This is a genomic window from Streptomyces sp. NPDC085524 (assembly GCF_044541755.1).
Taxonomy (GTDB): Bacteria; Actinomycetota; Actinomycetes; order Streptomycetales; family Streptomycetaceae; genus Streptomyces.
Genome location: NZ_JBITTH010000048.1, coordinates 18,873 through 31,475 on the forward strand (window position 1 = coordinate 18,873; position 12,603 = coordinate 31,475).

Here is a 12,603-nt window from a genome sequence, read left to right on the forward strand (position 1 = left end):
CGCTGCGGACAAGGCGAAGGGCCCGGTGCGCCTACGCCCCGGGTCCCTCTCGGCCGTACCTCACGCGTCCGCGCGCGCCGCCGCCAGGAGTTCCTCCGCGTGCGCCCGCGCCGAGACGGAGTCCTCGTGGCCGGCCAGCATCCGCGAGAGCTCACGGATCCGGTCCTCGCCCTCCAGGACGGTGACGCCACTCCTCGTGACGGACCCGTCGTTGGTCTTCTCCACCAGCAGCTGCCGGTCCGCGAAGGCCGCGACCTGCGGCAGGTGGGTGACGACCACGACCTGTGCCGACTTGGCGAGCTTCGCCAGCCGCCGGCCGACCTCGACCGCCGCCTTGCCGCCGACTCCGGCGTCGACCTCGTCGAAGAGGTACGTCGGCACCGGGTCGGAGCCCGCGAAGACGACCTCCACGGCCAGCATCACGCGGGACAGCTCACCGCCCGAGGCGCCCTTGGCGATCGGCCGCGGCTGGGCCCCGGGGTGCGGGGCCAGCAGCAGCTCGACCTCGTCCGTGCCCGAAGGCCCGTACGCGACCGGACGGCCGTCGACCTCCACTCCTTCGGGGTCCTCCACCTGCCGGATGTCGATGGTCACCCGCGCGTGGGGCATCGCCAGCGAGGCCAGCTCCGCCGTCACCGCGGAGGCGAACCGCGTGGCCGCCTCCACCCGGGCATCCGTCAACGCCTGTGCCAGTAGCGACAGTTCGGATCGCAGACCGTCCCGCTCGGCGGTCAGTTCCGTGATCCGCTCGTCGTCGCCGTCCAGTTCCAGCAGCCGCTCCGCGCCCTTCTCGGCCCATTCCAGTACGCCGTCCACGCCGCCCGTGGTGCCGTACTTGCGGGTCAGCTGGGTCAGCGCCGCCCGCCGCTCCTCCACCGCGGCCAGCCGCAGCGGATCGGCGTCCAGGTCGTCGGCGTAGCCCGCCAGCTCCCCGGCCACGTCGGCGAGCAGGATGCCCAGCTCCCCGATCCGTTCGGCGAGCGCGCCGAGCGTCGCGGGGTCGTGGGAGCGTACGGATTCCAGTGCGCGGTGGGCGCCCGCAACGAGCGTGTTCGCGTCGATGCCCTCCGGGTCCTCCGGATTGCCCGCGAGCGCGGCGTGCGCGAGCTGGGCCGCCGAGGCCAGCGATTCGGCGTGGCCGAGCCGCTCCGCCTCCGCCGCCAGCTCGGCGTCCTCGCCGGCCACCGGCTCCACGGCCGCGATCTCGTCCAGCCCGAAGCGCAGGAGGTCCGCCTCCTGGGCCCGCTCCCGGGCCCGGGTGGTGATCTCCTCGAGCTCCACGGCGACCGCGCGCAGCCGCCGGTAGGCGGCCCCGTACTTCTCCAGCGGGACGGCGACGGCGTCACCGGCGTACCGGTCGAGGGCCTGGCGCTGCCGGGCGGGCCGCAGCAGCCCCTGCTGGTCGGTCTGCCCGTGTACGGCGACGAGGTCGTCGGCGAGCTCTCCGAGCAGGCCGACGGGGACCGAGCGGCCGCCGACGTGGGCGCGCGAGCGCCCCTCGGCGGACACGGTCCGGCTGATCAGCAGGGCGCCCTCGTCGAGCTCGGCCCCGGCCTCCTCGGCGCGTACGGCGGCGGGGGCGTCCGGGCGCATGACGATGCGGCCCTCGACCACCGCGGCCTTGGCGCCGATCCGTACCAGGGCCGGGTCGGCGCGACCGCCGAGCAGCAGCCCGAGGCTGGTGACGACCATCGTCTTGCCCGCGCCGGTCTCGCCGGTCACCGCGGTGAAACCGGGCGACAGCTCGACCACCGCGTCGTCGATGACCCCGAGCGACCGTATCCGCATCTCCTCAAGCACGGGACGACCATACCGAGGTTTCACGGGTGCCATGTGACGTCACCCGCCCCAAGTTCTCCGAACGGATGTGCTATTAGCTACACGGTGCGGAGCGCTTCAGTGGGGCGCCCCGCGCCAACCCGACACCGGCAGCGCGAACTTCGCGACGAGCCGGTCCGTGAAGGACGCGTGGTGCAGCCGGGCGAGCCGCACGGGCACTTCCCCCCGCCGGACCTCCACCCGGGCCCCGGCGGGCAGCTCCAGCATCCGCCGCCCGTCGCACCACAGCACACCGTGCGGGGTGCCGGTCTGCACCTCGACCGCGAGCACCGACGTCGGCGAGGTCACCAGCGGCTTCGCGAACAGCGCGTGGGCGCTGATCGGCACCATCAGCAGGGCCTCCACCTCCGGCCACACCACCGGTCCGCCCGCGGAGAAGGCGTAGGCCGTGGAGCCCGTCGGAGTCGCGCAGACGATCCCGTCGCAGCCGAAGCCGGTCACCGGTCGCCCGTCGATCTCCAGGACCACCTCGAGCATCCGCTCGGGCGACACCTTCTGGACCGCGGCCTCGTTCAGCGCCCAGTCCCGGTGGACCACGTCGCCGTTGGTGCGCACGATCACGTCGAGGGTCATCCGCTCCTCGACCTCGTAGTCCCGGCTCACCACCCGGTCCACGACCTTGTCGAGGTCGTCGCGCTCGGCCTCGGCGAGGAACCCGACGCGCCCCAGGTTGACGCCCAGCATGGGCACGCCCGAGGCCCGCGCGAACTCGGCGCCGCGCAGCAGGGTCCCGTCCCCGCCCAGCACGACCAGCAGCTCACAGCCGTCGAGCACGCCGTGGGCGGACTCCGTCACGAGCTCCACCTCGGGCGGCAGCGGCAGGTCCGCCGCCTCGTGCGCGAAGACCCGTACGCCCAGACCGCAGCGCAGCAGTCCCTTCACCACCAGCTCGGCACTGCGGATGGCCGCCGGCCGCCCGGTGTGCGCGAGCAGAAAAACAGTCCGTTCCCCCGATGAATCTGTCACTGCGGCCCCTCCGCCACTGCACGGTCGACATCCGACGGGTCGAGTGCCGGTGCCCCCGCCCGCAGCCACAGAAAGTACTCGACGTTGCCCGACGGACCGGGCAGCGGACTCGCCGTCACACCGAGCACTCCCAGTCCCAGCTTCCACGCCTGCGCCGCCACGTCCCGCACCGCCTCGGCCCGCAGCTCCGGGCTGCGCACCACACCGCCGCTGCCGAGACGCTCCTTGCCCACCTCGAACTGCGGCTTCACCATCAGCACCAGGTCCGCGTCGGGCGCGCAGCACCGCACGAGCGCCGGCAGCACCAGCCCGATCGAGATGAAGGACAGGTCCCCGACGACGAGATCCACCGGAATCCCGTCGATCAGCTCCACCGTGAGTTCACGGACGTTCGTCCGGTCCTTGACCGTGACCCGGTCGTCGCTCTGCAGCGACCACGCCAGCTGCCCGTAGCCGACGTCGACGGCCATGACGTGGGAAACGCCCGCACGCAGCAGCACGTCGGTGAAGCCGCCGGTCGACGCCCCGGCGTCCAGCGCCCGGCGCCCCTCCACGCGCAGCCCCTGCGGCCGGAAGGCGGCGAGGGCGCCCGCGAGCTTGTGGCCGCCGCGCGAAACGTAGTCCGGATCGCTGTCGTCCTGTCGCACCACCAGGGCCGCGCTGGTCTCCACCTGGGTGGCCGCCTTGGTCGCGGTGGTGCCGCCCACGGTCACCCGGCCCGCGGCGATCAGCTGCGCGGCGTGCTCCCGCGAGCGGGCCATGCTGCGGCGTACCAGTTCGGCGTCCAGGCGGCGGCGTGCCACTCCTGCCACGTTCGGTTCAGCTCCTGTTTTCGTAAGGTGCGGGGACGGGTGGTGCGTCCAGCGCGTCGAGCGCCTCGCGCAGTCCCCTGTGCACATCCTCGTACACCTCGACGTGCCCGTCCGCCGCGAGGTGGTCCGCGTCCGCCAGCCGGGACAGGTGCGCGTCGACCGCGTCGTGCCCGGTGGGCGTGCGTACGAGTCCCAGCGGTCCGGCCCCGGCGGGCTCCGCGGGCGCGCCCTCTTCGTCGTCCATGCCCAGACGCTACCCCGAAGCGCCCCACGACCACGCACGGCTCTGCGGTACCGTCGTGATCACGATGGCTACGATCGATGAGTGCCGAGCCGCACTCGACCAACTCTCAGACAACCTCGCCGGCGCGGACGGCGGCGTCCGCGGCGCGGCCGCGCTCGACCGCTCCCTGAGCTGCCACATCACGGACCTCGACCGGACCTTCACGGGCCGCCTCGACGGCGGCCGGATCCGCGTGGACGCGGTCACCCCCGGCCCGCCCGCGACGAAGGCCGAGATCCGCCTGGCCATGACCGGCGACGACCTGGTCGCCCTGGTCGCGGGCGACCTCAAATTCGCCAAGGCCTGGACGGCAGGCCGAGTAAAACTGGAAGCCGGCTTCCGCGACCTCCTCCGCCTGAAGAGCCTGCTGTAGCCCCGGCAAAATCCAGCCCGCACGAACAAAACCAGCCCCGCCGGCGTTTTGTGGCTCGGGGTCCGGGGCGGAGCCCCGGCAGCGGCGCCGCACCCCTACACGACGGCCCGCGCCCGAGCGGCCCTGGCCGCCGGCACGACCAGCGGCGTGCCCGTCTCCGGGTCGGAGATCACCTGACACCGCAGCCCGAACACCTCCTCCACCAGCTCGGCGGTGACAACCGCCCCCGGCGGCCCCTCCGCCACGACCTCCCCGCCCCGCATCGCGATCAGGTGCGTCGCGTACCGGGCCGCATGGTTCAGGTCGTGGAGCACGGCCACCAGCGTCCGCCCCTGCTCCTCGTGCAGCTCCGCACACAGGTCCAGCACGTCGATCTGGTGCTGGATGTCCAGGTACGTGGTCGGCTCGTCCAGCAGCAGCAGCGGCGTCTGCTGCGCCAGCGCCATCGCGATCCACACCCGCTGCCGCTGCCCGCCCGACAGCTCGTCCACGGCCCGGTCGGCCAGCTCGGCGACCCCGGTCGAGGCCATCGACTCGCGCACGATCCGCTCGTCCTCGGGCGACCACTGCCGCAGCAGCCCCTGGTGCGGGTACCGCCCCCGCGACACGAGGTCGGCGACCGTGATCCCGTCCGGCGCGATCGAGGACTGCGGCAGCAGGCCCAGCGTCCTGGCGACCTTCTTCGCCGGCATCGACCCGATCGCCTGCCCGTCGAGCAGCACCCGCCCCGCCGTCGGCTTCAGCATCCGCGAAAGGGCCCGCAGCAGCGTGGACTTGCCGCACGCGTTGGGTCCGACGATCACCGTGAAGGAGTTGTCGGGGATGTCCACCGAGAGGTTCTCGGCGATGACCCGCTCGTCGTATCCGAGGGTCACGTTCTCCGCGGTCAGCCGCTGCACTTGAGCACTCCTGAGGTTCATATACGTCCCGCCTTGCGCTCGGTGACGAGCAGCCAGAGCAGATACACACCGCCGACGAGTCCGGTCACCACGCCCACCGGAAGCTGGTCGGCGCCGAAGGCCCGCTGCGAGGCCCAGTCGGACACCAGCAGCAGCACCGCGCCCATCAGCGCCGCGGACAGCAGGTTCGCCCCGGGCGACCGGGTCAGCCGCCGTACGAGCTGCGGCGCGGCGAGCGCCACGAAGTTGATCGGTCCGGCCGCCGCGCTCGCCGCCGTCGTGAGCAGGATCGCCCCGAGCATCAGCAGCAGCCGCGTGCGTTCCACCCGTACCCCGAGGGCGTACGCGGCGTCGTCGCCCATCTCCATCATCCGCAGGGCCCGGCCCTGCGAGAGGATCAGCGGGAAGAGCACCGCGCACACCCCGAGCAGCGGCCACACCTGGGCCCAGTCCCGGCCGGCGAGCGAGCCGGTCAGCCAGACCATGGCGCGGGTGGCCTCGACCATCTGGGCCTTGGTGATCAGGTACTGGATCACCGCGATGAGCATCGCGGAGGCGCCGATGCCGACGAGCACGAGCCGGTAGCCGTGGATCCCCCGCTTGTACGCGAGCAGGTACACGGCGATTCCGGCCAGCACCCCGCCGAGCAGCGCCCCGGCGGCGACCTCGGTGGCGCCGCCCTTGAACAGGATGATGACGACGAGCGCGCCGACCACCGACCCGTACCCGAAGCCGAGCAGGTCCGGGGAGCCGAGCGGGTTGCGGGAGACGGACTGGAAGACGGCCCCCGCCATGCCGAGGGCGGCGCCGACGAGCAGGGCGACCAGGACCCGGGGCAGCCGCAGGTCGTTGACGATGAAGTCGTTGGCGGGGGTGCCGTTGCCCAGCAGGGTCTGCACGACGTCCCACGGCGCGATCCGGAAGTCCCCGGTGCCGATGAGCAGTACGGCCAGCGCGAACGCCGCGACGGTGAGCAGCACTCCGGCGCCCAGCGCGCGCCGTTCGACGCGCAGGGAGATCCCGCCGGGGAGGTTCAGCCGGCGGGCCTTGGCGGTCACGGTCACAGCTGGGCCATCCTCTTGCGCCGTACGAGGTGGATGAAGACGGGCCCGCCGACGAGCGCGGTGACGATGCCGACCTGGAGTTCGGCGGGCCGGGTGACGACCCGGCCGATGACGTCGGCGCCGAGCAGCAGCACGGGCGAGAGCACCGCCGAGTAGGCGAGCACCCAGCGCATGTCGGGCCCGGTGAAGGCCCGCACCAGGTGCGGGATCATCAGCCCGATGAAGACGATGGGGCCGCAGGCGGCCGTCGCGGCGCCGCACAGCAGGGTGACGGCGACCATGGCGCCGATCCGGGTCCGCGTCAGGTCGGCGCCGAGCGCCCGCGCGGTGTCGTCGCCCAGGGCCATCGCATTGAGCGACCGGCCCAGCGTCAGTGCGAGCACGGCGCCGGCCAGCAGGAAGGGCGCGACCTGGCGGACGGTGTCCATGGTGGCCGAGGACAGCGAACCCACCGTCCAGAAGCGCAGCTTGTCCAGCGCCTTGCTGTCCATCAGCTGCACGGCGTTGATGTAGCCGACGAGGGCCGCGCTGGCCGCCGTACCGGCGAGGGCGAGGCGTACGGGCGTCGCGCTGCGGCTGCCCCCGAGGACGTAGACGACGACGGAGACGACGGCGGCGCCGAGGAAGGCCCACCACACGAACTCGCGCAGCGAGCTCGCTCCGAAGAAGCTGATCGCCGAGACCACGGCGGCGGCCGCGCCCGCGTTGACGCCGAGGATGCCCGGTTCGGCGAGCGGGTTGCGGGTCAGCGCCTGCATCACCGCCCCGGACAGGCCGAGCGCCAGCCCGACCATCAGCCCGAGCAGGGTGCGCGGGACCCGCAGGTCCCGCACGACCACGTCGGAGGTGGTCCCCGAGTAGTCGAACAGGCCGTGCCAGACCTCGTCGAGGGGCATCTGCTTGGCGCCCACGGCAATGCTCAGGACGGCGATCAGCGCCAGCACCGCGAGGGCGGCGAGCAGACCTGCGACGCGCGGGGCGTGCCGCGGGCGGGCGGCCGCGGCACGCGGGGACGCCGTGCCCGGTTCGGGTTCGGGAGGACTCTCAACCAACACGCGAGTTAGGTTAGCCTACCCTGAACCAATTCCGGATCACCCGAACGGCCCACACGGGCCACACGGCCCGCACGCCGCAGACGGGCCCGGGCCGCCGCGACCACCGCACGCGGTACGCCCCCCGGCCGCGGCGCCCCACCACCTTCGCGTAGCCATCGGCACGGCCCCGGCCCCGATCCCGCTGCCCGCCCGGCAGGCTCCCGGCCTAGGGGGTGTCCGGCGGATCATGGCCGGGCCCGGCCCGCCTGGCACCGCGGCTTGCCGCGTTGTCGTCGGTCGCCAATGCTCCGCAGTGGCTCCCTCCTCCGCCTTGCAATCCACGGCACCAGACGACCCGGGCTATCCGACCCTGATCCGCCGGACACCCCCTAGAGCCCCAGCCTGGCCAGAGCCTTCTCCGCGTCCAGGGTGCAGACCCCGTCCCCGGCCGCCGTCCACGCCGCCGCGCACAGTGCCCGCAGCCCGTCGACGGGGTCCCCGTCCTCACCGCGCAGCTCCAGCACCCGGCCGTCCACCGCGACCGCCGTCCAGCCCCCGCAACGGAAGCCCTCCTCGGCCGGCTCCACCTCGGGCTGCCCGGTCAGCAGCCCCCGCAGGTCCCGGTCCACGTACGTCGGCCGGTGCCGCGGCTCGGCCCGCACCAGCTGCTCCGCGTCCGTCACCCCCGTCAGCACCAGCAGCGAGTCCACCTCCCCGTTGAAGGCGCCCTCGATGTCGGTGTCCAGCCGGTCCCCGACCACCAGCGGCCGCTGCGCCCCGGTGCGCAGCACCGTCTCCCGGTGCATCGGAGGCAGCGGCTTGCCCGCCACCTGCGGCTCGGCGCCCGTGGCGATCCGTACGACCTCCACCGCGGCCCCGTTGCCCGGAGCGATACCGCGCGCCCCCGGAATCGTCAGGTCCGTGTTGGACGCGAACCACGGCACCCCGCGGTTGATCGCGTACGAGGCCTCCGCGAACCGGCCCCACGCCAGGTCGGGTCCCCCGTACCCCTGGACGACCGCCGCCAGCCCCTCCTCCTCGGCCGACTCCACCGGCACCAGACCCCGCTCGCGCAGCGCGACCCGCAACCCCTCCCCGCCGATCACCAGGACCTTCGAACCCGGCTCCACCTGCTCGGCGATCAGCCGGGCCACCGCCTGCGCCGAAGTGATCACCTCGGCCGCCTCGGTCGGAATGCCCAGCTCGCCCAGGTGCTCCGCGACGGCGTCGGGAGTGCGCAGCGCGTTGTTCGTGACGTACGCGAGGTGCATCCCCTCCGCGCGGGCGACCGCGAGGGAGTCCACGGCGTGCGCGATGGCCTCGCCACCCGCGTACACCACACCGTCGAGGTCGAGCAGAGCCGTGTCGTACGCCTGGTGCAGACTCCGCTCACTCGCCGCGGGACTGGTCCTGCTCTGCCGGGTCATCCTGTCCGCTCCTCATACGATCGACCTTGTCCGATTCCGTACACCCCCAGATCATCCCGCATGGCGAGACGCGACTTACCATGCACCAATGACCTCTTCTGGCACCGCGGACCACGGCCTGCGCCTGATCCCCTTCAACGGCCTGCGCTACGTCCCGGAGCGTGTCGGCAGCCTGGCCGCCGTCACCTCGCCGCCGTACGACGTCGTCGTGCGCCCTGACGGGGTCGACCACTTGGAATCCGCGGACCCGCACAACATCGTCCGCCTGATCCTCCCGCAGGCCGGCACCCCGGCCGCGCGCAACGAGCAGGCGGCGCGCACCCTGCACCACTGGATCACCGAAGGCGTCCTCAGCGCCGACCCCGAGCCCGCGCTGTACGTGTACGAGCAGCGCAAGGCCGGTCTGCTCCAGCGCGGGATCATCGGCGCCCTCGCCCTGTCCACCGCCGAGGAGGGCATCGTCCTCCCCCACGAGGACGTCATGCCGGACGTGGTCACCGACCGCGCCGGCCTGATGCGGGCCACCGCCGCCAACCTCGAACCCCTCCTGCTCACCTACCGGGGCGACGATCCGGCGGCGGGCGCGGCAGCGGTCGTGGAACGGACGGCGCAGCGCGCACCGCTCCTGTCGACCACCACCGAGGACGGCGTCCAGCACCGCCTCTGGGCGGTCACGGACCCGGCCGAGCTGGCCACCATGACGGACGACCTGAGCCACCGCCAGGCCCTCATCGCCGACGGCCACCACCGCTGGGCCACGTACTTGCGCCTCCAGGAGGAGCACGGCTCCCCCACCGCGTGGGACTTCGGCCTGGTCCTCCTCGTGGACACCGCCCGCTACCCCCTCCAGGTCCGCGCCATCCACCGCATGCTGCGCCGCCTCCCCGTCACGGACGCCTTGGCCGCACTCGCCGGCCGGTTCCGGGTCCGCCAGGTCGAGGGACCGCTCCCGCTGGCCCTGGAGACCCTCGCGGACGCCGCGGAGCGGGGCAACGCCTTCCTGCTCACCGGCGACGGCACCTTCCACCTCGTCACCGACCCCGACCTGGACCTCCTCGACCGCACGGTCCGGCACGACCGCCCCGAGGCCTGGCGCCGGCTGGACGCCACGGTGCTGCACGCGGTCCTGCTGGACGCCGTGTGGCACGTTCCGGACGCCCCGGACCAGATCACGTACATCCACGACGCCGCGGCCACCGTGGAACAGGCCGAGCGCCACGGCGGCACCGCGGTCCTGCTGCACCCCGTACGGGAGGAAGTCGTACGGGACCTGGCCCGCCAGGGCGTCACCATGCCCCGCAAGTCCACCTCCTTCGGCCCGAAGCCGGCCACCGGCCTGGTGCTGCGCGGCCTGGGCTGACCGGTCCGGAACATGAGGAAGGGCGGTACCCCGGCCGGGGTACCGCCCTTCCTCACATCAGCCCGCGTCAGCCCTTGTCGGCCTCGGCGTCGGCATCGGCGTCGGCCGCGGACTGCTCCAGCGGCTCGTACTCCTCGTCGTCCTCGTCGTAGTACTCGGTGACGTCGGCGGCACGCTCGGCCGCGGCGACCTCCGCCGCGTCCTCGTCCTCGTCGTCCTCGTCGTCCTCGACCAGGTCCAGGTCGACGTCGTCGGCCACCTCGACCGCGGCGTCGACGAACTCGACACCGTCGATCTCGGCGAGACGGTCGGAGGCGTCGGTCGCCCCGTCCTTGTCGGCCTCGAGGGTCTTGGCGAACCACTCGCGCGCCTCTTCCTCACGACCGGCCGCCAGCAGGGCGTCGGCGTAGGCGTAGCGCAGGCGCGCGGTCCAGGGCTGGACGCTGTTGGACGCCAGCTCCGGGCTCTGCAGGGTCACGATGGCGGCATCGAGCTGACCCTGGTCGCGCCGGGCACCGGCCGCGACGAGACGCATCTCGACCTGACCGGCCTTGTCCAGCTTCTGCACCTCGGGCTCACCGGCCATGGCAAGCGCCCGCTCGGGACGGCCGAGGCCGCGCTCGCAGTCGGCCATGACGGGCCACAGCTCGACGGAACCGGTCATGCGCTTGGCCGCACGGAACTCGGCGAGGGCCTCGCTGTACTTCTGCGTCGCGTACGCGGCGAAGCCGGCAGCCTCGCGCACGGCGGCGACACGGGACGCCAGCCGCAGGGCGATGCGCGAGTACGCGTACGCCTGCTCCGGGTCCTCGTCGATGAGCCGGGCCACCATGACCAGGTTCTTGGAGACCTCTTCGGCCAGGCCCTTGGGCAGGCTCAGCAGCTCCTGACGCACGTCGGCGTCGATCTCGAGGCCGGTGACGTCCTCGTCGATCGGAAGCCGCTTGACCGGGTCCCGGTCGCGGTCGCCACGGTAGTCGCGGTCGCCGCCGCGGTCATCGCGACCACGGTAGCCACCACGGTCATCACGGCCACCACGGTACCCACCACGGTCGCCACCGCGGTCGTCACGACGGTCGTCACGACGGGGGTAGCTCGGACGGTCTCCACCACGGTCGTCACGGCGCGGGTAGCTGGGGCGGTCCCCACCACGGTCGTCACGACCACCGCGGAACCCACCACGCTCGTCATCACGGCGCGGGTACGAGGGACGCCCACCACGGTCGTCATCGCGACGGAACGACGGACGGTCCCCACCACGGTCGTCACGACGCGGGTAGCTCGGACGGTCCCCACCACGGTCGTCACGACCACCGCGGAACCCACCACGCTCGTCATCACGGCGCGGGTACGAGGGACGCCCACCGCGGTCGTCATCGCGACGCGGGTAGCTGGGACGCTCACCCCGGTCGTCCCGACGGAACGACGGACGGTCGCCACCACGGTCATCACGACGCGGGTAGCTGGGGCGGTCCCCACCACGGTCGTCACGACCACCGCGGAACCCACCACGCTCGTCATCACGGCGCGGGTACGAGGGACGCCCACCACGGTCGTCTTCACGACGCGGGTAGCTGGGGCGGTCCCCGCCACGGTCGTCACGACCGCCACGGAACCCACCGCGCTCGTCGTCACGACGGGGGTAGGAGGGACGCCCACCGCGCTCGTCGTCGCGGCGCGGGTAGGAGGGACGGCCACCGCGGTCGTCGTCCCGACGGAACGACGGACGGTCGCCACCACGGTCATCACGACGCGGGTAGCTCGGACGGTCCCCACCACGGTCGTCACGACCGCCACGGAACCCACCACGCTCGTCATCACGGCGCGGGTAGGAGGGACGCCCACCGCGCTCGTCGTCGCGGCGCGGGTAGGAGGGACGGCCACCGCGGTCGTCATCGCGACGGAACGACGGACGGTCGCCGCCACGGTCGTCACGGCGCGGGTAGCTGGGGCGATCCCCACCACGGTCGTCACGGCCACCGCGGAACCCACCACGGTCGTCGTCACGGCGCGGGTAGCTCGGACGGTCGCCACCACGGTCGTCACGGCGGTAACCGCCACCGCCACCACCGGGGCGGTCGCCACGGTCGTCACGGCGGAAGCCACCGCCACCACCGCCGCCGGCGGGACGCCCGCCGCGGTCGTCACGGCGGTAACCGCCGCCGCCACCGGTCGGCCGGCCGCCGCGGTCGTCACGACGGAACGGGGGACGGTCGCCACCACGGTCGTCACGGCCCCCGCGGTAGCCGCCCCTGTCACCGCCGTCGTTGCGCCGAGGCTCGCGCTCCGGACGATCGTCGGGAGAGTTGGACATGGGTGTGACTCCTGTCTTCGGGGTACCGCTAGTCATTCTCGCGCAACCAACCCATGGCCGCGCTTCGGCGTAATTCGAGGCAAAACAAAAAGGACCCTTGGTCCAGCGTTGAACGCTGGACCAAGGGTCCTTTGAAAGATTGTTCGGCGGCGTCCTACTCTCCCACAGGGTCCCCCCTGCAGTACCATCGGCGCTGAAAGGCTTAGCTTCCGGGTTCGGAATGTAACCGGGC

General features: G+C 72.9%; 11 protein-coding genes, 1 rRNA gene and 1 pseudogene. 2 read left to right on the plus strand and 11 right to left on the minus strand.

Going from position 1 to position 12,603, the window contains the following annotated elements:
- Positions 1–60: 60 nt before the first annotated feature.
- The 4 genes from recN to ACIGFK_RS41215 form a co-directional block, all read right to left on the minus strand.
- On the minus strand, positions 61–1,788 hold the full coding sequence (gene recN / locus ACIGFK_RS41200; protein ID WP_376659942.1) for a DNA repair protein RecN: 1,728 nt from the start codon (positions 1,786–1,788) through the stop codon (positions 61–63).
- 108 nt (positions 1,789–1,896) lie between these two features.
- Positions 1,897–2,805, minus strand: a complete 909-nt coding sequence (locus tag ACIGFK_RS41205; RefSeq protein WP_376659933.1) for an NAD kinase — start codon at positions 2,803–2,805, stop codon at positions 1,897–1,899.
- The gene (locus ACIGFK_RS41210; RefSeq protein WP_400055979.1) at positions 2,802–3,617 is read right to left on the minus strand and encodes a TlyA family RNA methyltransferase; all 816 of its coding nucleotides are present in this window, start codon (positions 3,615–3,617) and stop codon (positions 2,802–2,804) included. The genes ACIGFK_RS41205 and ACIGFK_RS41210 overlap by 4 nt, the downstream gene beginning before the upstream one ends.
- Positions 3,618–3,624: 7 nt before the next feature.
- Entirely contained in the window at positions 3,625–3,861 is a 237-nt protein-coding gene (locus tag ACIGFK_RS41215) for a hypothetical protein (protein WP_376659931.1), read from the minus strand.
- Positions 3,862–3,925: 64 nt separating this feature from the next.
- Between ACIGFK_RS41215 and ACIGFK_RS41220 the strand changes: the two genes are divergently transcribed.
- Entirely contained in the window at positions 3,926–4,273 is a 348-nt protein-coding gene (locus ACIGFK_RS41220) for an SCP2 sterol-binding domain-containing protein (protein ID WP_376659930.1), read from the plus strand.
- Between the two features lie 95 nt (positions 4,274–4,368).
- On the opposite strand, the gene ACIGFK_RS41225 is transcribed toward ACIGFK_RS41220, so the two are convergent.
- The 4 genes from ACIGFK_RS41225 to ACIGFK_RS41240 all read right to left on the minus strand — a co-directional run bounded on the left by ACIGFK_RS41225 (position 4,369) and on the right by ACIGFK_RS41240 (position 8,697).
- Positions 4,369–5,172: an ABC transporter ATP-binding protein gene (locus ACIGFK_RS41225; RefSeq protein ID WP_376659929.1), complete on the minus strand. Its 804-nt coding sequence runs from the start codon at positions 5,170–5,172 to the stop codon at positions 4,369–4,371.
- Positions 5,173–5,189: 17 nt separating this feature from the next.
- On the minus strand, positions 5,190–6,230 hold the full coding sequence (locus tag ACIGFK_RS41230) for a FecCD family ABC transporter permease (RefSeq protein ID WP_376659941.1): 1,041 nt from the start codon (positions 6,228–6,230) through the stop codon (positions 5,190–5,192).
- A 2-nt stretch (positions 6,231–6,232) separates the two neighbouring features.
- On the minus strand, positions 6,233–7,291 hold the full coding sequence (locus tag ACIGFK_RS41235) for a FecCD family ABC transporter permease (RefSeq protein ID WP_376659928.1): 1,059 nt from the start codon (positions 7,289–7,291) through the stop codon (positions 6,233–6,235).
- 368 nt (positions 7,292–7,659) lie between these two features.
- Positions 7,660–8,697, minus strand: coding sequence for an HAD hydrolase-like protein (locus ACIGFK_RS41240; protein ID WP_386472827.1), 1,038 nt, complete (start codon positions 8,695–8,697; stop codon positions 7,660–7,662).
- Positions 8,698–8,785: 88 nt separating this feature from the next.
- On the opposite strand from ACIGFK_RS41240, the gene ACIGFK_RS41245 reads away from it, so the two are divergent.
- The gene (locus ACIGFK_RS41245) at positions 8,786–10,057 is read left to right on the plus strand and encodes a DUF1015 family protein (protein ID WP_376662444.1); all 1,272 of its coding nucleotides are present in this window, start codon (positions 8,786–8,788) and stop codon (positions 10,055–10,057) included.
- Between the two features lie 67 nt (positions 10,058–10,124).
- On the opposite strand, the gene ACIGFK_RS41250 is transcribed toward ACIGFK_RS41245, so the two are convergent.
- The 3 genes and pseudogenes from ACIGFK_RS41250 to rrf form a co-directional block, all read right to left on the minus strand.
- Positions 10,125–10,952: a tetratricopeptide repeat protein gene (locus ACIGFK_RS41250; RefSeq protein ID WP_376662529.1), complete on the minus strand. Its 828-nt coding sequence runs from the start codon at positions 10,950–10,952 to the stop codon at positions 10,125–10,127.
- 405 nt (positions 10,953–11,357) lie between these two features.
- Positions 11,358–12,407: pseudogene (locus ACIGFK_RS41255) on the minus strand (hypothetical protein); the annotation flags it as partial.
- Between the two features lie 105 nt (positions 12,408–12,512).
- A 5S ribosomal RNA gene (rrf, locus tag ACIGFK_RS41260) occupies positions 12,513–12,603 on the minus strand; the annotation flags it as partial.

What these genes read in the sequence shown, in the direction of transcription:
- recN (WP_376659942.1), bottom strand. Translation starts at nt 1,788, where the DNA reads ATGCGGATACGGTCGCTCGGGGTCATCGACGACGCGGTGGTCGAGCTG.
- ACIGFK_RS41215 (WP_376659931.1), bottom strand. Translation starts at nt 3,861, where the DNA reads ATGGACGACGAAGAGGGCGCGCCCGCGGAGCCCGCCGGGGCCGGACCG.
- ACIGFK_RS41220 (WP_376659930.1), top strand. Translation starts at nt 3,926, where the DNA reads ATGGCTACGATCGATGAGTGCCGAGCCGCACTCGACCAACTCTCAGAC.
- ACIGFK_RS41240 (WP_386472827.1), bottom strand. Translation starts at nt 8,697, where the DNA reads ATGACCCGGCAGAGCAGGACCAGTCCCGCGGCGAGTGAGCGGAGTCTG.
- ACIGFK_RS41245 (WP_376662444.1), top strand. Translation starts at nt 8,786, where the DNA reads ATGACCTCTTCTGGCACCGCGGACCACGGCCTGCGCCTGATCCCCTTC.